General features: G+C 73.0%; 22 protein-coding genes. 12 read left to right on the top strand and 10 right to left on the bottom strand.

Annotated elements, in window-relative coordinates; all coding sequences use genetic code 11:
- The first annotated feature begins 37 nt into the window (after positions 1 to 37).
- The gene (locus Q5762_RS17775) at positions 38 to 1,348 is read left to right on the top strand and encodes a benzoate/H(+) symporter BenE family transporter (protein ID WP_315893108.1); all 1,311 of its coding nucleotides are present in this window, start codon (positions 38 to 40) and stop codon (positions 1,346 to 1,348) included.
- A 4-nt stretch (positions 1,349 to 1,352) separates the two neighbouring features.
- Here the strand turns inward: Q5762_RS17775 and Q5762_RS17770 are convergent, their stop codons facing one another.
- The 5 genes from Q5762_RS17770 to Q5762_RS17750 form a co-directional block, all read right to left on the bottom strand.
- A complete protein-coding gene (locus tag Q5762_RS17770; protein ID WP_315893107.1) occupies positions 1,353 to 1,946 on the bottom strand; it encodes an NAD(P)H-dependent oxidoreductase in 594 nt (197 codons plus the stop codon).
- Positions 1,947 to 2,057: 111 nt separating this feature from the next.
- Positions 2,058 to 2,468, bottom strand: a complete 411-nt coding sequence (gene msrB, locus Q5762_RS17765; RefSeq protein ID WP_315893106.1) for a peptide-methionine (R)-S-oxide reductase MsrB — start codon at positions 2,466 to 2,468, stop codon at positions 2,058 to 2,060.
- Positions 2,469 to 2,478: 10 nt separating this feature from the next.
- Positions 2,479 to 3,870: a UDP-N-acetylmuramate--L-alanine ligase gene (gene murC, locus Q5762_RS17760; RefSeq protein WP_315893105.1), complete on the bottom strand. Its 1,392-nt coding sequence runs from the start codon at positions 3,868 to 3,870 to the stop codon at positions 2,479 to 2,481.
- A gap of 238 nt (positions 3,871 to 4,108) precedes the next feature.
- The gene (locus tag Q5762_RS17755) at positions 4,109 to 4,591 is read right to left on the bottom strand and encodes an indole-3-glycerol phosphate synthase (RefSeq protein ID WP_315893104.1); all 483 of its coding nucleotides are present in this window, start codon (positions 4,589 to 4,591) and stop codon (positions 4,109 to 4,111) included.
- 106 nt (positions 4,592 to 4,697) lie between these two features.
- On the bottom strand, positions 4,698 to 5,537 hold the full coding sequence (locus Q5762_RS17750; protein WP_315893103.1) for a pyrimidine reductase family protein: 840 nt from the start codon (positions 5,535 to 5,537) through the stop codon (positions 4,698 to 4,700).
- A gap of 69 nt (positions 5,538 to 5,606) precedes the next feature.
- Between Q5762_RS17750 and zapE the strand changes: the two genes are divergently transcribed.
- From zapE to Q5762_RS17725, 5 genes are all read left to right on the top strand, one after another.
- Positions 5,607 to 6,695, top strand: a complete 1,089-nt coding sequence (gene zapE / locus Q5762_RS17745) for a cell division protein ZapE (RefSeq protein WP_315893102.1) — start codon at positions 5,607 to 5,609, stop codon at positions 6,693 to 6,695.
- 34 nt (positions 6,696 to 6,729) lie between these two features.
- Positions 6,730 to 7,155, top strand: a complete 426-nt coding sequence (locus Q5762_RS17740) for an OsmC family protein (RefSeq protein ID WP_315893101.1) — start codon at positions 6,730 to 6,732, stop codon at positions 7,153 to 7,155.
- A 135-nt stretch (positions 7,156 to 7,290) separates the two neighbouring features.
- A complete protein-coding gene (locus Q5762_RS17735; RefSeq protein ID WP_315893100.1) occupies positions 7,291 to 8,673 on the top strand; it encodes an alkaline phosphatase PhoX in 1,383 nt (460 codons plus the stop codon).
- 89 nt (positions 8,674 to 8,762) lie between these two features.
- Complete coding sequence (locus Q5762_RS17730) at positions 8,763 to 9,653, top strand: PPK2 family polyphosphate kinase (RefSeq protein WP_315893099.1); 891 nt, start codon at positions 8,763 to 8,765, stop codon at positions 9,651 to 9,653.
- Between the two features lie 17 nt (positions 9,654 to 9,670).
- Positions 9,671 to 10,594: a polysaccharide deacetylase family protein gene (locus Q5762_RS17725; RefSeq protein ID WP_315893098.1), complete on the top strand. Its 924-nt coding sequence runs from the start codon at positions 9,671 to 9,673 to the stop codon at positions 10,592 to 10,594.
- Positions 10,595 to 10,648: 54 nt separating this feature from the next.
- Here the strand turns inward: Q5762_RS17725 and Q5762_RS17720 are convergent, their stop codons facing one another.
- From Q5762_RS17720 to Q5762_RS17710, 3 genes are all read right to left on the bottom strand, one after another.
- Positions 10,649 to 11,299 (bottom strand): ABC transporter, encoded by a 651-nt coding sequence (locus Q5762_RS17720; protein WP_315893097.1) that lies wholly within the window; start codon positions 11,297 to 11,299, stop codon positions 10,649 to 10,651.
- Positions 11,296 to 12,141 carry an ATP-binding cassette domain-containing protein gene (locus tag Q5762_RS17715; RefSeq protein ID WP_315893183.1) on the bottom strand — a complete coding sequence of 282 codons (846 nt, stop codon included), beginning with the start codon at positions 12,139 to 12,141 and terminating at the stop codon, positions 11,296 to 11,298. Before Q5762_RS17715 ends, Q5762_RS17720 begins: the two co-directional genes overlap by 4 nt.
- Positions 12,142 to 12,211: 70 nt before the next feature.
- Entirely contained in the window at positions 12,212 to 12,889 is a 678-nt protein-coding gene (locus Q5762_RS17710) for an AIM24 family protein (protein WP_315893096.1), read from the bottom strand.
- A 71-nt stretch (positions 12,890 to 12,960) separates the two neighbouring features.
- Here Q5762_RS17710 and Q5762_RS17705 point away from each other — a divergent pair, with 71 nt between their 5' ends.
- From Q5762_RS17705 to Q5762_RS17685, 5 genes are all read left to right on the top strand, one after another.
- Positions 12,961 to 13,671, top strand: a complete 711-nt coding sequence (locus Q5762_RS17705; protein WP_315893095.1) for a peptidyl-tRNA hydrolase — start codon at positions 12,961 to 12,963, stop codon at positions 13,669 to 13,671.
- Between the two features lie 131 nt (positions 13,672 to 13,802).
- The gene (locus Q5762_RS17700) at positions 13,803 to 14,558 is read left to right on the top strand and encodes a DUF4142 domain-containing protein (RefSeq protein ID WP_315893094.1); all 756 of its coding nucleotides are present in this window, start codon (positions 13,803 to 13,805) and stop codon (positions 14,556 to 14,558) included.
- Positions 14,559 to 14,687: 129 nt separating this feature from the next.
- Entirely contained in the window at positions 14,688 to 16,265 is a 1,578-nt protein-coding gene (locus Q5762_RS17695) for a DUF692 family multinuclear iron-containing protein (protein ID WP_315893093.1), read from the top strand.
- A gap of 7 nt (positions 16,266 to 16,272) precedes the next feature.
- Positions 16,273 to 17,319, top strand: a complete 1,047-nt coding sequence (locus Q5762_RS17690) for a TIGR04222 domain-containing membrane protein (protein WP_315893092.1) — start codon at positions 16,273 to 16,275, stop codon at positions 17,317 to 17,319.
- An 87-nt stretch (positions 17,320 to 17,406) separates the two neighbouring features.
- Positions 17,407 to 19,080, top strand: coding sequence for an alpha/beta hydrolase (locus Q5762_RS17685; protein ID WP_315893091.1), 1,674 nt, complete (start codon positions 17,407 to 17,409; stop codon positions 19,078 to 19,080).
- Positions 19,081 to 19,088: 8 nt separating this feature from the next.
- Here the strand turns inward: Q5762_RS17685 and hemQ are convergent, their stop codons facing one another.
- Together hemQ and hemG are read right to left on the bottom strand one after the other, a co-directional pair.
- The gene (gene hemQ / locus Q5762_RS17680; RefSeq protein WP_315893090.1) at positions 19,089 to 19,802 is read right to left on the bottom strand and encodes a hydrogen peroxide-dependent heme synthase; all 714 of its coding nucleotides are present in this window, start codon (positions 19,800 to 19,802) and stop codon (positions 19,089 to 19,091) included.
- A 17-nt stretch (positions 19,803 to 19,819) separates the two neighbouring features.
- Positions 19,820 to 21,286, bottom strand: coding sequence for a protoporphyrinogen oxidase (gene hemG, locus Q5762_RS17675; protein WP_315893089.1), 1,467 nt, complete (start codon positions 21,284 to 21,286; stop codon positions 19,820 to 19,822).
- Between the two features lie 162 nt (positions 21,287 to 21,448).
- Here hemG and Q5762_RS17670 point away from each other — a divergent pair, with 162 nt between their 5' ends.
- Positions 21,449 to 22,363 carry a DUF4349 domain-containing protein gene (locus tag Q5762_RS17670; RefSeq protein ID WP_315893088.1) on the top strand — a complete coding sequence of 305 codons (915 nt, stop codon included), beginning with the start codon at positions 21,449 to 21,451 and terminating at the stop codon, positions 22,361 to 22,363.
- Positions 22,364 to 22,392: the final 29 nt, after the last annotated feature.

The following is a 22,392-nucleotide window of genomic DNA, read 5'->3' as shown; positions in this document are numbered from 1 at the left end:
GGGCGCTCCGAACGCGGTGTGTCAGGATGCCCTGGCCATGGCATTCATACGACACGTCAGATCCGCCGCGCCGGCCACCGCCGTCTCCGCCGGATTCCTCGCCGTCCTCATCGGCGTCACCAGTTCCGTAGCGGTCGTCTTCACGGCCGCCAAGGCCGCGGGGGCCACGTCCGCGGAACTCACCTCGTGGGTCTTCGCCCTCGGCATCGGCATGGGCGTCACCTGCATCGGCCTGTCGCTGCGCTACCGCGCGCCCGTCGTCACGGCCTGGTCGACCCCCGGCGCCGCGCTGCTCGCCACCGGGCTCCAGGGCGTGACCATGGCGCAGGCGGTCGGGGCGTTCCTGCTGTCCGCCGTCCTCATCGTGATCAGCGGCGTCACCGGCTGGTTCGAGCGGATCATGAACCGGATCCCGGTCCCGCTCGCCTCGGCGCTGCTCGCCGGTGTCCTGCTCCAGTTCGGCACCGAACTGTTCACGCAGATGGAGCGGAACGGCGTCGTCGCCGTGCCCATGTTCCTGGCGTATCTCGCCGGCCGCCGCTGGTTCCCCCGGTACGCGGTCGTCGCCGCGCTCGCCGTCGGCGTCGCGGCGACGGCGTGGCAGGGCTCCTGGAAGCTGGACGGCTTCGAGCTCACGCTCGCCCAACCATCCTTCGTACGGCCCGAGTTCGACTGGCAGGTCCTCGTCGGTGTCGGCCTGCCGCTGTTCGCCGTGACGATGGCCTCGCAGAACCTGCCGGGCATCGCCGTGCTGCGCAACGCCGGTTACTCGACCCCGGTCTCGCCCCTGCTGACCTGGACGGGCACGGTCAACGCCGTCCTCGCGCCCTTCGGTTGCTTCGGCCTCAACCTGGCCGCCATCACCGCGGCGATCTGCAGCGGCGAGGCCGCTCACCCCGACCCCAGGAAGCGGTGGGTCGCCGGTGTCTGGACGGGCGTCTTCTACCTGCTGGTCGGCCTCTTCGGCGGAACGGTCGGCTGGCTGCTGACCGCGATGCCGCCCGCCCTCGTCCTGGGCATCGCGGGCATCGGGCTGCTCGGCACCATCGGCTCCTCCCTCACCTCGGCCCTCCGCGACGACCGCCTCCGCGAACCGGCCGTGGTCACCCTGCTCGCCACGGCGTCCGGGTTCACGCTCTTCGGGATCGGCTCGACCTTCTGGGGCCTCCTCGCGGGCGTCCTGACCCTGGCCGTGGGCGACCTCGCCCGGCGCGGGCGCGGCACCGGCTCCGGCTCCGGCTCCGGCTCCGGCTCCGACGAGCAGGCGCGGAGCGCCGCCCCCACGCCGAGCGCGGCCCCCACACGCAGCGCCGCCCCAAAAGCGGAGAAGGCGGCCACGTCCCGCTGAGCGGTCAGATCGAACGCGCCAACTCGGCCGCCCGGGCGAGGTGTTCGCCCTTGAGCTCGGGCCACCGTTCCCCACTGGTGGCCGAGCCGCCGAGGACGACGAACTCGCTCGCCCGAGCCCGCTCGCCGATCCGGTCGGTGAGCATGACGGTCCTCATCGCCCGGTAGCAGCCGGAGGCTTCGAGCTCGGCGACGTCGTACCCGGCAGTACAGAGCACCAGGGCCTTCTCGGCCACCGTACGGCGGCCGGCCGGCATCGGGCCCCGGGCGAAGCCCACCGTCCAGACCCGGTCGAACCAGCCCTTGAGCCGGGCGGGGCAGTCCGCCCACCACACCGGGTAGACGAACACCCATACCTCCGAAGCGGCAAGCCTGGCGTGCTCGGCGGCGACGTCCTCGGGGACGGGCGCGTCGACATCGTACCCGGCCTCGCGCTCGTACTCGGCCAGTGTCAGTTCCGAGCGGAAGTCCCTCGCGTAGAGGTCCGAGACCGTGTACGTACGACCGGACTCGTCGAGGCCGCCGAGGAACGCGTCGAGCACCTCGCGCGTGAAGCTCCGCTCGCTGGGGTGCGCGTAGACGACGTGTACGTGGGTCACGCGACCGCCTCGGGTGGGAGAGGGAACAGGGCGTCGGCCACCTGGCGGTACGGCCGACGCCCCCGATGATCCGACCGTCCGACCGATCAGTCGATCGGCGAAACCGGACCGTCAGCCCTCGTCCGGCCTCAGCCGGAGCGAGATGCTGTTGATGCAGTACCGCTGGTCCGTCGGGGTCGCGTACCCCTCGCCCTCGAAGACATGGCCCAGGTGCGAGCCGCAGCTCGCGCACCTGACCTCCGTACGCAGCATGCCGTGCGAGCGGTCCTCGATCAGCTCGACCGCCGCGCTGTCCTTCGGGTCGTAGAAGGACGGCCAGCCGCAGTGCGACTCGAACTTCTCCGTCGACGTGAACAGCTCGGCACTGCACGCCCGGCACGAATAGACGCCCGTCGTCTTCGTGTCCGTGTACTCACCCCGGAACGCGGGCTCGGTGCCCGCCTGGCGCAGCACCTGGTACTCCTGCGGGGTCAGCTCCGCACGCCACTGCTCGTCCGGCTTCTCGACCTCGTACCCAGCCATCACATGCTCCTCAGCTCGACAGGCGGGCCAGGATCTCCGGACCGAGGTCCGTGACGTCGCCCGCGCCCATCGTCAGAACGAGATCACCGTGCCTGGCCATTCCCGCCACGACGTCCGGGACCGTGGCCTTGTCGTGCACCGGCGTCACGTCCGCGCCCGCCGCGCGGGCGGCCGTGATGATCAGCTCGCTCGTGATCCCCGGGATCGGGTCCTCGCGCGCCGGGTAGATGTCCAGGACCACGGAGGCGTCGGCGAGGGCCAGGGCGTCGCCCATCTCCTTGCCGAGCTCCTGCGTGCGGGAGAAGAGGTGGGGCTGGAAGACGACCAGGAGGCGGGCGTCCCCGGCGGCGCCGCGCATGGCCTCCAGGTCGGCGGTCATCTCGGTCGGGTGGTGCGCGTACGAGTCGATCACCTGGACGCCGGCGGCCTCGCCCTTGAGCTGGAGGCGGCGGCCGACACCGGTGTACGCCGTGAGGGCCTGGGCCAGCTCCGCCGGGTCGATGCCCACGCGGGAGCCGGCGGCGAGGGCCGCGGCGGCGTTGTGCGCGTAGTGGCGGCCGGGGACGGAGACGGTGAAGGCGTAGTCGACGCCGTCCATGACCACGGCGACCTCGCTGGTCATGCCGTTCGGGACGATCGAGCGGATCCACACGTCGGAGCTCTCGGACTCACCGACGGTGAGGATCCGGAGGCCCTCCCGGCCCGCGACCCGCCCGGCCAGCTCGCGCGCGCCCGCGTGCTCGCCGACGACCAGGGTGCCGCCGGGGCGGATCTTGGCGGTGAAGGCCTCGAAGGACTCGTAGATCTCGTCCATGGAGGCGTAGTTCGCGTGGTGGTCCAGTTCGACGTTGAGGACGATCGCGACCTCGGGGTCGTACTTCTGGAAGCTGCGGTCGCTCTCGTCGGCCTCGGCGACGAAGACCTCACCCTCGCCGTGGAGGGCGTTCGTGCCCGGGCCCGCGAGGTCGCCGCCGATGGCGTACGAGGGGTCGAGACCGAGCTCGGTGAGGGCGACGGCCAGCATGGAGGTGGTCGTGGTCTTGCCGTGCGTACCCGCCACGGCGATCGCGCGCAGGCCGTCCATCAGGGAGGCGAGCGCGTCGGAGCGGTGGACGACCGGGATGCCGAGCTCGGCGGCGCGGGCCAGCTCGGGGTTGTCGGCGCGGATGGCGCTGGAGACGACGACGGCGGAGGCGTCGTCGGCGAGGTGCGCGGCGGCGTGCCCGATGTGGACCGTGACCCCGAGCGCGCGGAGCGCCTCGGCGGTCGCGGACTCCTTCGCGTCACTGCCGGCGACCTTCGCTCCGCGCTGGGCGAGGATCTTCGCGATGCCCGACATTCCGGCACCGCCGATGCCGATGAAGTGCGGCCGTTCCATGGCGGCAGGGATGGCGGGTGCCATGAGGTTTCTCCCCGGGGTACGACGTTCAGGAGCTCCCCAGCCTAGTGGCTCCCTGTGACACCCCCGGGCCGACGGCCCGCGCGCGTCCGCGCCGCCCGGGGCGGGGCGGCGCGGAGGGGGCGGGATGCGACGGGGGCGGTGGGGCACGACGGGAAGCGGGGCGGCGCGACGGGTGCGGTGGGGCGCGACGGGAAGCGGGGCGGCGCGACGGCCGCCCCCGCGCCCCGGCCCTCCGCTCCTAGCCGTTCTCCGACTCGCTGTGCGCGAACAGCTTCAGTACCGGTACGCCGACCTTGTGACGGGCACGGGACGCCCAGTCCCGGTGGAAGAACTCCTCCACGTAGTGCGGGGCCGTCAGGACGATGACCTCGTCGGCCTCGGACTCCTCGACCACGGCCTTCATCTTGTCCAGGGGGTGGTCCTCGACCACCTGTCCGACCGCCTCGCAGCCCGCCTTCCGCAGTCCCTGGAGGGAGTACTCCAAGGCCTGCTCGGCGGGGACACGGGCCGCCTTGCCCTCCGGTTCCTCGCCCTCGCGGGCCGCTTCCTTCAGCTCGCCCAGGGCGACGTCGTCGATGGCGCGCAGCAGTACATCGGCCTGGTCACCACGGGGCTGCATCAGCACGATGAAGGACACGTCCTCGTCGCCGTGCAGGGTGGTGACGAACTCCACGTCGACGGACGTAAGGGGCTTCTCGATCATCAGAACGCTTGTGAACACCTCAGGAGCCCTTCTGCGGAAACCATCCTTCCCCGTGCCCGCACGGGGTCTACGGGGGTAAGTGTGCCCAGCGGAAGCTAACCGGAACGACAAATTCCGCTGATTGTCAGATCCGACGGTAGCGGGTGAAAAGGAACCCGGCCTCTTCCAGCACCGACGCCACGGCGAACCGCCGCGGGACCTCCACCGACGGCCCCCCGGCGATGCGCTGCGCGCTGCCCGCCGTCATCGTCGGCGAGACCGTCAGACACATCTCGTCGAGCACCCCGGCCGCCACGAACTGGCCGAGCAGCCGGGGACCGCCCTCGGTCAGCTGGCGCCGCAGCCCCCGCCCGGCGAGCGCCGCCACCGCCCGGTCCGGCTCGACGCCGGGCCCGTCGCCCGCGATCACCACCTCCGCCCCGGCCGCCCGGGCCTCGGCCACCCGGTCGGCGGGCGCCGCGGCGCCGGTCAGGACCAGGGTCGGGACCAGGGGCTCGGTGAAGAGCGGCAGCGTGAAGTCGAGGCCGAGGGAGGCGCTGACCACGGCGATCACCGGCGCCGGCCCCTGCCCGGCGGCCGCCCGGCGCCCCGCGAAGGCCTCACGCGCGCGTGCCGGGCGATATCCCTCCAGGCGTACGGTCTGCGCCCCCACGACGATCACGTCGGCGAGACCGCGCAGGGTGCCGAAGATCCGCATGTCGCTGTCCGAGGAGAGCGGCTGGGAGCGGCCGTCGTGCTGCCCGGCGCCGTCGAGGGAGGAGACCATGTTGGCGCGCAGCCAGCTCTCGCCGGGGCCGAGCTCCGGGTACGCGTAGGCGTCGGCGAGCTCGTCGAGGGACCACTCCCTGTCACCGGAGGTGGCGCTCCCGGCGTCCTCGTGCCCCGGGGCGTCCCGCCCGGCGGCGTGGCCGGTCCTGGCGGCGTCGATGGCTGTCATGTCCGTCACAGGGAACAGGCGTCGCATCCTCGCAGTCTGACACGGCGCTTAGAGTGGGGAACTGTGTCGACCCGTGCCTCCCAAGCCCCCCGCGCCATGACCGAAGCGGCTTCCACCGAAGCGGCTCCGGCCTCCCTCTGCGCCCGGGAGCCCCATGTCCCCGCCGACCGGCTCGTCGCGGAGATGGTCCCGCCGCCACGGTTCGACTCGGTGCGCTTCGACACGTACATCCCGGACCCGAACCAGCCCAGCCAGATAGACGCGGTCAAGGTCCTCAGCTCCTTCGCCGAGGGGCTCGGCGGCGCCCACGCCACCGGAGCCGGCAAGCGGTCGGCGCTCGGCCGCTGGTTCGCGAGGACCCCTAAGAGCACAGCCCCCAGCGGGCCGCGCGGTGTCTACCTCGACGGCGGGTACGGCGTCGGCAAGACCCACCTGCTCGCCTCCCTCTGGCACGCGACGCCTGCCGAGCCGGGGCTCAAGGCCTTCGGCACCTTCGTGGAGCTGACCAACCTGGTCGGCGCGCTCGGCTTCCAGCAGACCGTACGGACCCTGAGCGGACACCGGCTGCTCTGCATCGACGAATTCGAGCTGGACGACCCGGGCGACACCGTCCTCGTCTCCTCCCTCCTCAGCCGGCTTGTCGAGGCGGGCGTGGCGCTCGCCGCCACCTCCAACACGCTGCCGGGCAAGCTGGGCGAGGGCCGGTTCGCCGCCGCCGACTTCCTGCGCGAGATCCAGGGCCTCTCCGCCCACTTCCGCCCGCTGCGGATCGACGGCGAGGACTACCGCCACCGCGGGCTGCCCGAAGCGCCCGCCCCGTACTCCGACGAACAGGTGACGAAGGCGGCGTACGCGACGCCCGGCGCCTCGCTCGACGACTTCCCGCACCTGCTCGACCACCTGGCCAAGGTCCACCCCAGCCGGTACGGCGCGCTCACCGACGATCTGACGGCGGTCTGCCTCACGGACGTCCAGGCGATCCCGGACCAGTCGACGGCGCTGCGGCTCGTCGTCCTCGCGGACCGGCTGTACGACCGGGAGGTGCCGGTGCTCGCCTCCGGACTCCCCTTCGACCGGCTGTTCAGCGAGGAGATGCTGAACGGCGGGTACCGCAAGAAGTACTTCCGGGCGATCTCCCGGCTCACGGCGCTGGCACGAGACGCGAAGGGCTTGGTCGAGCAGTAGGTTGGGGGCCATACCCGATCGAAAGGGATTCATCATGGCCGCAACCCGTACCGCCCACACCGTCTGGCAGGGTGACCTCCTCAAGGGCAACGGCGTCGTCACCCTCGACTCCTCCGGTCTCGGCTCGTACGACGTCTCCTGGCCGGCCCGCACCGAGCAGCCGAACGGCAAGACCAGCCCCGAGGAGCTGATCGCCGCCGCGCACTCCTCCTGCTACTCGATGGCCTTCTCCAACATCCTGGCCAAGAACGACACCCCGCCGGCCCGCCTGGAGACCAAGGCCGACGTCACGTTCGTGCCGGGCAAGGGCATCACGGGCAGCCACATCACCGTGCGCGGCGAGGTGCCGGGCCTGGACAAGGACAAGTTCCTCGAGCTGGCCGAGGACGCCAAGAAGAACTGCCCGGTCAGCCAGGCCCTGACGGGCACCACCATCACCCTGACCGCCGAACTGGTCTGATCCGTAAGACTTCTGGCGCCGCATGAGGCTGTGTCGGCCCGCATGGTTCACGTGTCACCAGAGCACGTGGTACACACATGCGGGTCACACACGTCACACCTCTCCTGTCCGCCAACAGAAGTGGGTTGCCTCAGCATGTCCGCGACACGACGTCAGATCCTCTCCCGCACCGGCGCCTCCGTGGCCGGTATCGCCTTCTCGGGCGCCATCGGCGAGCTCTTCGCCGGTACGGCCGCCGCCCGGGGCCACGCCGGCTACGGCCCCCTGGTCCCCGACCCCGCCGGCCTCCTCGACCTCCCCGAGGGCTTCCGCTACACGGTCCTCTCCCGCGAGGGCGACCCCCTCCGCTCCGGCGAGGGCCGCGTCCCCAGCAACTTCGACGGCATGGCCGCCTTCGCCGGCCGCCGGGGCCGCGTCCATCTGGTCCGCAACCACGAGAACCGGGTCACCGGCCGGATCGGTGTCCCGACGATCGACGGGCTGACGTACGACCCGGCCGCCAAGGGCGGCTGTACGGCGCTCACCCTGGACGGACGGGGCGAGGTCCTCGACGAGCGGGTCGCCATCGCCGGCACCGCCGTCAACTGCGCGGGCGGGCCGACCCCTTGGGCCACCTGGCTCACCTGCGAGGAGACCGAGGACAGGGCCGGGACCAACGGCTACACGAAGGACCACGGCTTCATCTTCGAGGTCGACGGCGCCGACCCGCACCGCACCGGGGCCGTACCGCTCACCGCCATGGGCCGCTTCCAGCACGAGGCGATCGCCGTCGACCCGCGCAGCGGGATCGTGTACGAGACGGAGGACGCGTTCGAGAGGCCGTTCGGGCTCTTCTACCGCTTCCTGCCCGAGGTCCCCCTCGGCGGCCACGGCTCGCTGCGTGCGGGCGGCGCCCTGGAGGCCATGCGGGTGCCGGGCGTGCCCGACCTCTCGGTGATCCAGGAGACCGGGGCGAGCTTCGACGGCGTCGAGTGGGTGTCCGTACCGGATCCGCTGGCGGTCGAGACGCCGATCAGGCTCCAGGACTTCGGGCGGGGCGGCATCACGCACGCGCAGAAGCTGGAGGGCTGCTACTGGGGCGGCCGGTCCGTCTACTTCGTCTCGTCCTTCGCCCGCACCACCGACGGTTCCGGCGCGACGCACTTCGGGCAGGTGTGGCGGTACGAGCCGCACCTGCGCCGGCTGACCCTCGTCGTCGTCTTCGGCCCGAGCACGGACATCCAACTCCCGGGCGAGTCCCCGGACAACATCTGCCTCGCCCCGAGCGGCGGCCTGATGGTCTGCGAGGACGGCGAGGGAGCGCAGCACGTGTACGGCCTGACCCGGAAGGGCGAGGTGTACGCGATGGCCCGCGGCGCCCAGGCGCTGACATCAGCCGCTGACGCGGCGGGCGGTACCCCACAGGCCCCGGAGTGGGGCGAGTTCGCGGGTGTGACGTTCTCTCCGGACCGGCGGACCATGTTCGTCAACTGCTATACGCCCGGGACGACGTTCGCGGTCCGCGGCCCCTGGTGCTGACGGGAGCCCCGTGACCTTCCGGGTCGCGGGGCCGTCCGTTCCGTCGCAGGATCGGGGGAGGGTGCGGGGGCGGACGGAAGGGTCGCGAGGTGGCGAAGAAGGACAAGAAGCCGGACAAGAAGCAGCGGAAGACGCCGGAGGAGCCGGCCCTGCGTGACGTACTGCGGCTGCCGGCCGGCAAGCCGGTCGACCTCTCCACGTACTCCGCCTCGGAGATCCCGGCCGGGCCCGTGAACAAGACGGCCGGGATCGCGGCGACGGCCCTGCTCGGCCCCGGCCTCGCCGACCTCCAGGAGCGGCTGTACGCGGCGAGCACGGCCGGCGACCGCCGCCGGCTGCTGCTCGTCCTCCAGGGCATGGACACCAGCGGCAAGGGCGGCACGGTCAAACACGTGATCGGCCACTTCAACCCCTCCGGCTGCCGGATCCGCGCCTTCAAGGCCCCGACGGCCGAGGAGCGCGGCCACCCCTTCCTCTGGCGTATCTCCCGGGCCCTGCCGGTGCCGGGCGAGATCGGCATCTTCGACCGTTCGCACTACGAGGACGTCCTCATCGCCCGCGTCCGCGAGCTGGTCCCGCGCCGCGACCTCGGCCGCCGCTACGGCCAGATCAACCGCTGGGAGGAGTCCCTCGTCGACGACGGGATCACGATCGTCAAGGTCTTCCTCCACATCTCGTACGAGAAACAGCGCGCCCGCCTCCTGGAGCGGCTGGACAACCCGGAGAAGCACTGGAAGTTCAACGCGGGGGACATCGCGGAGCGCGCGCTGTGGCCCGCGTACCAGCAGGCGTACGAACGCGCCCTCGAACGCTGCTCGACGGAGGAGGCGCCCTGGTACCTGGTCCCGGCCGACCGCAAGTGGTACCGCAACTGGGCGATCAGCAGGCTGCTCCTGGAACACCTCACGGCTCTCGACCCGCGCTACCCACCGGGCGACTTCGACGTGGCGGAGTGCCGGAAGCAGTTGCTCGCCACCTGATCGGCTAGTTTCCGTGCGTGACCATTTCTGTACGAAAGCTGTCGGCGCTTGCTCTGCTGGGTGCCGCACTCGTCGGCTGCGGCGGGGGCGCGGCCGACACGGCGCCGGCGCCTGACGGCCCGTCCGCCTCCACCGCGCCGTCGAGCCCCACGCCCGGCGCGAGTGCGGGTGCCGGCGCCAGTGCCGGTGCCGCCCCCGGGCCCGCCGTCGTACGCAAGGCTCCGCCGACCATGGCGCCGGGGCCCGGTGGGCTCACGCCGGTGTTCGAGCGCGCGCGCAAGGGCGGCGAGAAGGTCGTCGCGCTCACCTTCGACGCCGACATGACGGCCGACCAGGGGCGGCGGGCCGCGAGCGGCGAGCGCTTCGACAATCCGGCCCTGATCGACACCCTCCGGCGGCTGAAGGTCGACTCGACGGTCTTCATGACGGGGCGTTGGGCCGAGGAGTACCCGGACCAGGCACGGTCCATCGGCACCGACCCGCGCTTCGAGATCGCCAACCACTCGTACAGCCACTACGCCTTCGCCTCGCCCTGCTACGGCCTGCCGACGGTCGCGAAGCAGGACATGGCGGCCGACGTACGGCGGGCCTTCGACGCGTTCAGGAAGGCGGGGGCGCGCGATGTCGTGCCGTACTTCCGGTTCCCGGGCGGCTGCTACGACGACCGGGCGCTGCGCGCGCTCGGGCCCGCGAAGGTCACGGCGGTGCAGTGGGACGTGGTCAGCGGCGACGCGTTCGCGAAGGACGGCGACGCGGTGGCCGAGCAGGTCATCGACGGGGTGAAGCCCGGCTCGCTCGTGGTCATGCACTGCACCCGCAGCGCGGCCCCCGTCACCGAGCAGGCGATCCGGAAGATCGTGCCCGCACTGAGGGCCAAGGGCTACCGCTTCGTGAAGGTCTCCGAGCTGATGACCGGAACCGGAACGGGCGGCGCCGGCTAGCGAGCGGCACCCGCCGGCCCCGACCGTTTCCTCGTCCATGCCGTCGAGCGGTGCTCACTCCCGCCAGGCCGTGGCCCTGACGCTCACCGCCACCGCCACGGCGGCCAGGAGCAGGCCTCCCGCGAGGGCGGGCCAGGGCATCGGCACCGTCGCCGTGCGCGAGCCGGTCACCAGGGCCGTCACCGCGTGCTTGGCCGGGGAGCCGGTCGTCACCAGGGCGAGGAGCGAGCCCAGGACGAGGGCCGCGAGGGACCAGCCGCGGGAGCGCACGAGCGGGCGGGTGGTGAGGGCGCCCACGGCCGCGCCGGTCAGCACGCACGTCGTCGTGGCGAGGAGCCCCGCGAGCCCGGCCCCGGCCGGGTCGACGCCGCGCAGGTCGCCGACCGCCGTCACGCCGAGGACCGCGACCGCGCCGAGCGGGGCCGCGCACGCGAGGGCGGCAAGCACCGCCGCCAGGTGCGCGCGCTGCCGCCCGGCCGCGGCGGCCACCACGTTCCGCGCGGCGGCGGGTTCCTGGCCGAGGCAGATCCGTACCACCCAGGCCGTGACCGGGAGCAGGGCGGCGGCCGCGTAGCCGAGGGCGCCGAGCACGGGCTCCCCCGCGTTCACGCCGACGCCGAGGAACACGGCGTAGAGGAGGAGGGGTGCGAGCCAGCGCTGCGACCGCAGCAGCAGGTCGGTCTGGTAGCGGAGCAGTGCGGTCATGTGCGGGCGGCCTCGGTGTTCAGCTCGTGGATGTGCCAGGAGGCGTCGAGCAGCGCCCGGAGCAGTGCGTCGGAGTGCGCCGCGTCGACCGCGTACACCGTCGTCGTACGGTCGGGTCCGGGCTCGTACGAGGGTGAGCCCGGCAGCCCCTCGGGCAGTGGGCGCCCGCCGGAGGCCAGGACCCGGGCGCGGGGCGGCGGGTCTCCGTCGGGGTGGCCGCCGGTGCTCGGGCGCGCGGCCCGTACCCCGCCCGCCTCCACCTCGTACGTCGCGTCGGCCTCGCCCGCCAGCCGGCGTGGGTCGTGGTCAACGAAGACGACCGTGCCGCCCGCCGCGACCCGCTCACGGACCGCCTGGTCGAGTTGGTGCCGGGCGGCCGTGTCGAGGCCGGTCCAGGCCTCGTCCAGGACGAGCAGCGGCGGGTCCGCGAGCAGGGCCTGGGCGACGGCGACCTTCTGGCTGCTGCCCTTGGAGAGTTCGGCGAGCGGGGCGTCCGCGAAGGCGGCCGCGCCGAAGCGGTCCAGCCACTCCCCCGCCCGTGCGGCCGCCTCGGCCCGGCCGAGACCCTGGACGCGGCCGAGGTGGGTCAGATAGCCGGTCGCGGTGAACGGCAGCGCGACCGGGAAGCGCTCCGGTACGTAGGCCGTGCGCCGGGGGCGGCCGGTGATCCGGCCCTCCGTCGGCGCGTCGATGCCGGCCACGACCCGCAGCAGCGTCGACTTGCCGGTGCCGTTCGTGCCCGCGATCCGGACGAGGGCGCCGGCGGGCAGGACGAGGTCCACCCCGCGCAGCACCCACGACCCGCGCGGGCCGTAACGCCGCCCCACCCGCTCAAGCCTCACCCGCTCGTGCTTCACCCGCTCGTGCTTCACCCGCTCATGGTTCACCCGCCCAAGCTCCGTCGGCGCGGGCTCAGTTGGACGAGGCCTTCTGCGGGGTGGCCTCGCTCGGCCGGACGATGACGAAGCCCTGGCCGTCGAGCCGGAGCTGGACCGCCTCGCCCGAACCGCCGCGGATCATCGAGCCGATGGACTGCGAGCGGTGGAGCGAGGTCTGCAGCTGGTGGCTCCAACCGACGACGGCGTCGGTGTCGACGCAGACCGGGGCCTGCGGGGTGACGGGTATGACGATCGGGGTGCCCTCGCAGGCCAGAGCGAGCTTGCCCTGGCCGGTGAAGACGCTGTTGAAGAGGCCGCCGCCGGTCATACCGGCACCCTTCACCGTCTTGATCTCGTACGAGAGGGTGGCGTCGAAGCAGAGCACGTTCCGGCCGTTGACCGTGAGCGCGTCGTTCGGCTCGATCTCGACGATGAACACGTTCTGCGCCTCCTGCGCGAACCAGGCCTCGCCCTGGCCGCGGACGGCCATCAGCGCCAGGCCCTCACCCGTGACCGCGCGCTTGAGCATGCCGCCGATGCCCTGGCCCTTGCGCTCGAACTGGAGGTCGCCGCGGAAGGCGATCATCGACCCTTGACGGGCGTGCATCTCTCCGTTGACGGCGTACTTCACGCACTTGGCGTTCTCCAGGCTCATGCCCGGGAACGTGGCGGTCTCGGCAAGGTGTTCGCTGGAAAACAGATCGCTCTTCATGGCGGGCATCCTTTCGCGGATCCGCCCAATCCCACAAGAAACACCTGTGCGAGCAGTGGCAGACTGGCCAGGTGAGCAGCAACGAGACCGAGATCGACCCCGCCGATGCCCGTGACACCAAGCCGCAGTTCGTCCTGCCCCTCGTCGTACGGATCGAGAAGACCGAACCTCCGGCCCGTACCGACGCGCTGGAGACGGCCGCCCGGGCCGTCCTGGAGATCCTCGCCGACGAGCGCTCGACCGGTGACGGCGAGTGGGCGGAGGCGATGACCGACTGGCAGGACGCCCGGATCCGGAAGGTCGTGCGCCGGGCGCGCGGTGCGGAGTGGCGGAAGGCGGCGGCGCTGCCGGGGATCACGGTCACGGGCGAGGCGGCGGAGGTACGGGTGTTCCCGCCGGTCCCCCTGGACGGCTGGCCCAAGGAGCTGGCGAAGCTCCAGGTGTCCGGCACGGACCTGGACGACCCGGCGGCTCCCGGCGCTCCCCGGCCCGGGGCGGCGACGCTCTGGCTCAACCCGGACCTGGACATGTCGGCGGGCAAGTCGATGGCGCAGGCGGGGCACGGGGCGCAGCTGCTGTGGTGGGAGATGCCGGACGCGGACCGGAAGGCGTGGCGTGAGGCCGGCTTCCCGCTGGCCGTACGGACGGCCGGCGCGGAGCGCTGGGCGGAGCTGACGACGAGCGGGCTGCCGGTGGTGCGGGACGCGGGGTTCACGGAGATCGCGCCCGGTTCGTGCACGGTCGTGTCCGAATTCCCTGTGCTCGGTTCGCTCGGCGACTGAACGGCGACTGAACACGGCCGCCCAGTCGTACGTATCTCCCGATACCGCCAAGTGGGTTGAACAGCCGCGGCGTTGGCGGTTCAGTCTGCGGTGACCGACGCACATCGGACACGGAACGTACGGGAGACACCTTGTCGCTACGCGTCAACGGCACGGCCCTCATCATCGCGGCGCTCGTCGTCACGATCGGCGCGCTCGCCTTCCCGGTCTGGTCCTACGCCGACCGCTCGGGGACCGGACAGGCGAACCTGAACGTGTCGAGCGTGCCCACGCAGTGGGGGCCGCTGTCCGCCACGGACCGGGACTTCCTGGTCAAGGTACGGCTGGCCGGGCTGTGGGAGCTCCCGGCCGGCCAGCAGGCCGTCGAACGCGCGCCGAGCCGGGCGATGGTGGAGAGCGGCGACCACCTGGTGGTCGGCCACACGGACCTGGACCGGCGGGCCCGGGAGGTGGCGGCGAAGCTGGCCGTGGAGCTGCCGAACCAGCCGACCGAGCAGCAGCAGGGGTGGCTGCGGGAGCTGACGGCGGCGCGCGGGGAGGAGTACGAGCGGAAGTTCGCGAACCTGCTGCGCAACGCGCACGGGAAGGTCTTCGCGCTGATCGCGGAGGTCCGGCACACGACGCGCAACTCGCTGATCCGGCAGCTGGCGAGTGACGCGAACCAGACGGTCCTGGACCACATCACGATGCTGGAGGCGACCGGCATGGTCGACTTCGACGCGCTGGCCAACGAGGCGGCGGGGCGGAAGACGGCGCCGCCGACCGGGCCGCCGGTGGTGCCGTCGCCGGCGGTGCCCACCCCGGTGCGGCCGACGGGGACGGACCAGTCGTTCACGTCGCGCCCGGCGCCGGAGGCGGGGATCGTGACGCCGCAGTCGATGCCGTAGTCGATCCCGAAATCGTCGTCATGTCCGCCGAAGGGCCTTCGGAACCTCAAATCAACCTCTGAACGTCCCACTGACTGGATTCGAACGCGGCCGGCGGGGCCATCAGGTGAGGGACCGAAGGAGGGGGACATGACGGAACTCGGCATTGGCATCGGATGGCGGCCGGAGATCGCGGGGGCGGTGGAGGCGCTGCCGGGCGTCGACTGGGTGGAGGTCGTCGCGGAGAACATGTGCGCGGGCCACCTGCCGGACCCGCTGAAGCGGCTGCGCTCGCGCGGGGTCACGGTCGTGCCGCACGGGGTCTCCCTCGGGCTCGGCGGCGCGGACCGGCCGGACGCGCGGCGGCTCGCGGACCTCGCGGCGACGGCGACGGCGCTGGGGGCGCCGCTGGTGTCGGAGCACATCGCGTTCGTCCGGGCCGGGGGCGTGCTGACGGCGACGCCGGTCCTGGAGGCCGGCCACCTGCTGCCCGTGCCGCGCACGTGGGCCGCCCTGGACGTGCTCTGCGAGAACGTCCGGATCGCGCAGGACTCGCTGCCCGTGCCGCTGGCGCTCGAGAACATCGCGGCGCTGATCGCCTGGCCGGACGAGGAGCTGACGGAGGGCCAGTTCCTTGCGGAGCTGGTGGAGCGTACGGGGGTACGGCTCCTGATCGACGTCGCGAACCTCCACACGAACCACGTCAACCGGGGCGAGTCCCCGTCGAAGGCCCTCTCCGAGCTCCCGGTCGAGGCGATCGCGTACGTCCACGTGGCGGGCGGCCTCGCCCGCGACGGCGTCTGGCACGACACCCACGCCCACCCGGTCGCGGAACCCGTCCTGGACATCCTCTCGGACCTCGCCGCCCGGACCACTCCCCCGGGCGTGCTCCTGGAGCGCGACGACAACTTCCCGCCGGCCGAGGAACTGGCCTCGGAACTGGCGGCGATCCGGGGACGGGTGGCGGGAGCGCGGCGCGCGGGAACCGACGGACGTCCCGACGTGACCGCCGGGCACGACCCGGCCGAGGCGGGCTCCGCCACGTCCGGCGCGCGCGCCGCCGAGGACGCGCCGCTGATCGGCGCGGGCGCCCGCGTCTCGGGCGGCCTGATGCCGCAGTCCCGACGCGCGGCGAAGCCGGCGTACGTGACCCGGGGGCGCCTCGCCGCCCCCGGCACGGACCCTGCGGAGGTGGCCGACGGGTCGGTCCCCGCTGTCGAGCCCCGCTCGGCGAGGACATCGGTCGCAGTCGCCGACGCGGACGCCGACGCCGACGAGCGGACCGCTCCCACCCCCACGCCCCGTGCCCCCCGTGGCGAGGCCGCGCGCGAGCGGGTGGCCATGGCGCAGGCGGCGCTGCTCTCCGCGCTGGTCGCGGGGACGCCTGTGCCCGAGGGGTTCGATTCGCGGCGGGTCGGGGTGCAGAGTCGGGCGCTGGTCGGGAAGCGGACCGACGTGATCGCCAAGATCGCGCCCGAGCTGCCCGAGATCCTCGGTGACGGCTACCGCCCCGCGTTCCGCGCGTACGCCCGGAGCCGCCCGATGACCGGCGGCTACCGCCGCGACGCCCTCGACTTCGTCGAGCAACTGCTCGTCGCCGGACGCCCCGAGGACCCCGACGCCCGGCGCCGGCTCACCCACTGGTGGCAGGAGCGCGCCGGCACCCGCCGGCCCGGCCCGGCCACCCGACTCGCCCGCGCGGCCCGCGCCGCACTCGTACGGAGGTGACGTCCCCATGAATCTGTTCGCCCTGCTCGTCTGGGCCGCCGTGATCACCGGCTCCGTCCTGCTCATCGTCCGCCTCCGCGACGCCCGCGCCGACCGCGGCGGATACGTCCACGACCTCCCCGAGGCCGCGTTCCTGATCGGCGGCCCGCCCCGGGTCGTCGACAGCGCGCTCGCCGCCCTGCACGCCGACGGCCGGATCGCCGTCGGCGGTCCCGGCATCGTCGTCGCGCGTCCGGGCGCCGCGCCCCGCGATCACGTCGAACGGGCCGTCCTCCAGGAGCTGGCCGCCGCCCCGCACGGCGCCCTGCACCACCTGCGCCTCGCGGTGATGCGCAGCCCCGCCGTGCAGGAGATCGGCGACGGGCTCGCCGCGCGCGGCCTCATGGTCGACCCCGCGGCCCGCCGCGCCGGACGCCGCTGGTGCCTCATGCTCGCCCTCGGCTCCTTCGGGCTGCTCATCCTCTCCTTCGCCCTGAGCGTGGGCGTCGACACCGGCCTGTACGAGCTGCCGTTGATCTTCAAGGTGGGCCCGGTGCTCTTCGCGGGCATCGTGACCGCCCTCCTCTGCGGCGCCTACAACGCCCACCGCGCCACCCCCGCCGGCCGCCGGGCCTCCCTCGCGTACCAGCGGGACCACGCCTACGCCCCCGACGCCGGACACCAGGTCGCGCTCCGTGGACTGCGCGCCGTACCGGAACCGGAACTGCGCACCCAGCTGATCGCGGCGGCCCGCATGCCCCGGCCGGTCACGACCCACTCGTCCGGCAGCTCCGCCACGGACGCCGCCATGCTCGCGACCCTGCACTGGTGCGCGGGCACCCCGGGCAACGGAGGCGGCTGCGGCGGCGCTCCTGGTGGCACCGGAGGAGGCGGCGGCGGTACGGACTCCGGGTTCGGCGTCGGCAGCTGTTCCGCGAGCGCCTGTTCCGGCGGATCCGGCGGATCCAGCGGATCCAGCGGGTCGAGCTGCGGAGGCTCCAGCTCCGGTTCGAGCGGCGGCGGCAGCTCCTGCTCCAGCAGCAGCGGATCGAGCTGTTCGAGCTCCAGCAGCTGACCCAAGCCCGAGGGCCGAACGGGTCAATTCCGCCCGACACCCCCGGGGGTCCTGGACAAGCACGTCACCCGCTCCAACGATCCTGCCGTGAAAGCCCTCGTGCTGACCGGAACCGTCGGGTCGCTCCTGCTGTCCTCGCTGACCGGTCTCGACGCCCCGCCCGCCGAGACCGGCGGCACCCTCCTCGCCGCCCGCCGGGCAGCCGCCGAGCCCGTCCGCTTCGGCAGCTGCCCGGCGGCCGAGAAACTCCCGCCGCACGTCCGGTGCGGCACCGTCCTGGTCCCCCTCGACTACGCGGACCCCGACGGCAGGCAGATCCCCCTCACCGTCAGCCGCGTCAAAGCCTCCGGCCCGGCCGCCGACCGGCAGGGCGCGCTCGTGTTCAACCCGGGCGGCCCCGGCGCCTCCTCGACGTACTTCCCCCTGGTCGCCGAACTCCCCGCCTGGAAGCGGATCTCCGCCGCGTACGACCTCGTCGGCTACGCCCCGCGCGGTGTGGCCCGCTCCGCCCCGGTCTCCTGCCAGGACCCCGCCGACCGTGCCACCGGCCCCACCCCGGCGCCCACCCAGCCCTCCGAGGTCTTCAAGCGGGAGAGGACCGCCCGCGCGAAGACGTACGCCCAGGGCTGCGCGACCCGTACCGGCACGGCGCTGCGGCACTACCACTCGCTCAACAACGCCCGCGATCTCGAAGTGCTGCGCGCCGCGCTGGGCGAGCCGAGACTGACGTACATGGGCGCCTCCTACGGCACGTACTTCGGCGCGCTCTACGCCACCCTCTTCCCGCACCGGGTCCGCCGGATGGTCTTCGACGCGCCCGTCCACCCCGCGCCGAGCCGGATCTGGTACGTCAACAACCTCGACCAGTCACGGGCGTTCGAGCGCCGCTGGGCCGACTTCCGTACGTGGGTGGCCAAGCACCACAAGGTGTACGGCCTCGGGGCCACGGCCCAGGAGGTCCAGGAGAGTTACGAGAAGGTCCGCGCCGAACTCGCGGCGAAGCCGGCCGGCGGGCGGGTCGGTCCGGGACAGCTGCACGGGGCGATGCTCCAGGCCGGGTACCACGACGGTTTCTGGCCGCTGCGGGCCACCGCGCTCGCCCGCTATCTGAAGGGCGATCCGAAGCCGCTGATCGCGCAGGCGGCGCCGGGCGAGGAGGTCACCGAGCTCACGGGCAACGGGGCTGCCGTGTACACGGCGGTGGAGTGCAACGACGCGCCGTGGCCGGAGGACTTCGCGGTCTGGGACCGGGACAACACCCGGCTGGCGACCGTCGCCCCCTTCGAGACCTGGGACAACGTCTGGGCCAATCTGCCCTGCGCGTACTGGAAGGCGCCCCGGCAGAAGCCCCTGGACGTCCGGACCGGTCCCGGGGTGCTGCCGCCGGTGCTGATCCTGGCCGCCGAGCGGGACGCGGCCACGCCGTACGCGGGTGCCCTGGAGCTCCAGCGCAGGCTGGCGGGTGCGGCGCTGGTGACCGAGCGGAACGCCGGTACGCACGGCATCGGGGGCGGCACGAACGCCTGCGTCAACGGATACCTGGAGAACTACCTGCTGACCGGGGCAGTGCCGGGCACGTCCGTACGGGACGCCTCCGTACCGAACACCCCGGAAATGACGCCGGTGCGGCGCGCGTCGTGCGCGCCGCACCCGGAGCCGGACCCGGTGTCGCTGGAACGGCGGTCGGAACTTCCGCCGTCTGATCTTCCGGGTCAAGGGGTGACGGCCCGGCTGGTCGCCGGGCCGTCACCGAGTCGGTAGGGCGGCCGTCAGGCCAGACCCGCCACCAGATCCGCCACGGAACGGCGGCGGCCGGTGTAGAAGGGGACCTCCTCGCGGACGTGCATCCGCGCCTCGGACGCGCGCAGGTGGCGCATGAGGTCGACGATGCGGTGCAGCTCGTCGGCCTCGAAGGCGAGCAGCCACTCGTAGTCGCCGAGCGAGAACGAGGCGACCGTGTTGGCGCGGACATCGGGGTAGCCGCGGGCCATCTTGCCGTGGTCGGCGAGCATCCGGCGGCGGTCCTCGTCCGGCAGCAGGTACCAGTCGTAGGAGCGCACGAAGGGGTAGACGCTCACGTAGTCGCGGGGCGTCTCGTCGGCCAGGAAGGCCGGGATGTGCGACTTGTTGAACTCGGCGGGGCGGTGCAGCGCCATGTTCGACCAGACCGGCACGAGGGCGCGGCCCAGCTTGGTGCGGCGGAAGAGGTTGTACGCCTCCTGGAGCTCGTCGCTCGTCTCGGCGTGCCACCAGATCATGACGTCCGCGTCGGCGCGCAGACCGGAGAGGTCGTACGTGCCACGGACGGTGATGTCCTTGGCGGCGAGCTGGTCGAACAGCTCCTGGACCTCGTCGGCGTAGCCGGCGCGGTCCTCGGGCAGGTTGTCGCGCAGCTTGAACACAGACCACAGGGTGTAGCGGATGACCTCGTTGAGGTCCTTCGCCTTCTTACCGGCGTTCGGGATCTTTTCGGGCGCACTCATACGCCTATTCTCGCCCGTCACGGACAGTGCCCTGCACCAGGGTGGGTCGTTTCGAACGTGGCGATGATCTCGTCGGCCGCGCGACGGCCCGAGGCGATGCACGCGGGGATGCCCACGCCCTCGTACACGGCCCCGGCGACGCGCAGCCGGGGGACCTCGGCGACGGCGTCCTGGATACGGGCGACGCGGGCGAGATGGCCGACCGGGTACTGCGGGAGGCCGCCGGTCCAGCGGGTGACCGTGGTGGCGACGGGCCGGGCGGTCAGCCCGGTGGCCGCGGCGAGGTCCTTGAGGGAGGTCTCGACGAGGTCGGCGTCGTCGCGGAGGACCTGCTCCTCCTCGCCGTAACGGCCGACGGAGGTGCGGAGGACGAAGAGGTCGGGGGCGGCGTCGGAGACCCACCGCCACTTCTGGCTGGAGAAGGTGGCGGCCTTGATGGTGTGCCCGTCGACGGGCGGCACGAGGAAGCCCGATCCGGGCAGCGCGGGCACGTCCTGGCGGCGGAAGGCGAGGGTGACGAGCGCCATCGAGGCGTACTCGACGGTCCCGAGCTCGCGGGAGGCGACGGGGGACTCGGCGGCGAGGAGTTCGGCGGCGGCCCAGGCGGGCGCGGCGACGACGACCGCGTCGGCGTGGAACTCCCGGCCGCCGGCGACGACCCGCCACCGTCCACCGTCCGCCACCCGGCGCAGTTCCGTCACCGGCATGAGGGTGTGGATCTCGCCACCCGCCGCGCGGATGGCGGTGGCGACGGCCTCGGGGAGGGTGCCGATGCCGCCCTCGATGCCCGCGAAGGCGGTGCCGCCGAGGCCGGTGGCGGCGCCCGCCGCGTCGGACGGGGTCGCGGCGCCCGCCCGCTGGACGGCGTGGACGGCCTCGGTGAGCGTCGGGTGGGTCCGGGCTGCGGAGAAGAGCGCCGGGACGGCGGCACGCATGGAGATGCGGTAGGCGTCACCGGCGTACACCCCGCCGAGCAGCGGTTCGACCAGCCGGTCGACGACCTCGTGGCCCATCCGCTCGGCGACGTACGCGCCGATGGCGATGTCCTCGCCGATCTCGGCGGGGGGCAGGTCGCGGTCCCGCTCGACCCGCCGCAGACCCTCCTCGGAGAGCAGTTCGGCGAGGGCGGCCGCGTCGCCGGGGACGCCCATGACGTGGCCCTTGGGCATCGGGCGCAGGGTGCCGCGGGTCCAGACGGAGGCGGTGGTCGTGGCGGGCGCCTGGAGCCGGTCGCCGAGCCCGACGGCGCGGGCGAGGGCGATGGCCTCGGGGCGGCGGGCGAGCAGGGACTCGGCGCCGAGGTCGACGGGGGCGCCGGCGATCTCCCCGGCGAGCAGCTTGCCGCCGATCCGGTCGTCGCCTTCGAGCAGCGTCACCCGGAGCCCGGCCGAGACCAGTCGGTGGGCGGCCGCGAGACCGGCGATTCCGCCTCCGACGACGACCACGTGCGCCCGTGTGCTGCTGTCCCTGGTGTCCGCGTTCATGGCTCCACTCTCTCAAACCCGTTCCGAGGCCAGAACGTGACCGCTTCGCTACCGCCCGAGGGCAACCCGGGAGCACGGCTCGTACGTCGAACCGTCACCACTCACCACCACCATCCCGAGGGGGGATCCGTGCGAGGAACACGAGGAGCGCGAAGAGCGGCCGTGGCGTTGCTGACGGTCGCGCTGGCGCTGACCGGCTGCGCCGCGGGCGCGTCCGACAGCGGAGCCGACAGCAAGGGGCTGAGCGCGGCGAAGCCCGCGGAGGGCCCCGAGAGTGCCGCGGGCGCCGCCGACCGGGGGTACGAGGCGGACAAGGGGGCCACCGACGGGTCATCGGACGCGAAGAAGCCCGCCGCCCCGGCCCAGCAGCAGCACGTCATCCGTACCGCCGAACTGGCCGTGGAGGTCGAGGACGCGACGAAGGCGCTGGCCACCGCCCGCCGGGTCACCGAGGGCGCGGACGGTCATGTCGCCAACGAGTCGACCGAGCGGATCGACGACACCTATGTGACGTCGCGGATCGTGCTGCGCGTGCCGCAGGGCTCGTACGAGTCGGTGCTCAGGGAGCTCGCGGGCACCGGGAAGCTGCTCTCCCGGAAGGCGGACGCCAAGGACGTCACCGAGCAGGTGGTGGACGTGGAGAGCCGGATCGCGACCCAGCGGGCCAGCGTCGACCGGGTGCGCAAGCTGATGGACCAGGCGACGAGGCTGTCCGACGTGGTCACCCTGGAAGGCGAGCTGAGCAGCCGTCAGGCCGATCTGGAGTCGCTGCTCGCCCAGCAGGCCTCGCTGAAGGACCGTACGACGATGGCGACGATCACCCTCGAACTCACCGAGAAGGAGAGCGCGAAGCCCTCGGAGGACGAGGACCGGCCGGGCATCCTGGACGCGCTCGCGGGCGGCTGGAACGCGCTGGTGACGGCGCTGGCCTGGACCGGGATCGTGCTGGCGGCGGTGGCACCGTGGCTGGCGGTGACCCTGATCGGCTATCTGGTGTGGCGGCTGCTGATCCGTCCGCGCCGCGCGGCCCGCCGCTCTCCGGCCGCCGCCGAGGAACCGGGCGCATCGACGGACTGAGACCGAACGGCCGCGCCGACGTAGCGTGT

The organism is Streptomyces sp. P9(2023) (assembly GCF_032436795.1).
GTDB lineage: Bacteria > Actinomycetota > Actinomycetes > Streptomycetales > Streptomycetaceae > Streptomyces.
Note: the sequence above shows the minus strand (reverse complement) of the source record. Positions and strands in the feature narration are given on the sequence as shown.